Genomic DNA, 321 nt, shown 5'->3' with positions numbered 1-321 from the left:
CCTTGAGGTCCAGTAGCACCTGTGTTACCTTGAGCACCCTGAGGTCCAGTAGCACCTGTGTTACCTTGAACACCTTGAGGTCCAGTAGCGCCCGTGTTACCTTGAACGCCCTGAGGTCCAGTAGGTCCAGGAGGCCCACCAGAAGGTCCGGTAGGTCCGGTAACTCCTATGCCAGTGGCACCGGTAGCGCCAGTGTTCCCTTGAGCACCTTGAGGTCCAGTAGCGCCAGTGTTCCCTTGAGCACCTTGAGGTCCAGTAGCGCCAGTGTTCCCTTGAACACCTTGAGGTCCAGTAGCACCAGTAGCGCCAGTGTTCCCTTGA

Annotated in this window: 1 pseudogene; it reads right to left on the bottom strand. The window is 57.9% G+C overall.

Features of this window, described 5'->3' with window-relative positions:
• Positions 1-321, bottom strand: a pseudogene (locus tag FS802_RS30735) (Gly-Xaa-Xaa repeat protein); the annotation flags it as partial.

The organism is Bacillus sp. DE0042 (assembly GCF_007680225.1).
Classification (GTDB): Bacteria; Bacillota; Bacilli; order Bacillales; family Bacillaceae_G; genus Bacillus_A; species Bacillus_A wiedmannii.
The sequence above is the reverse complement of the archived record's forward strand: the minus strand, read 5'-3'. Positions and strand labels throughout refer to the sequence as shown.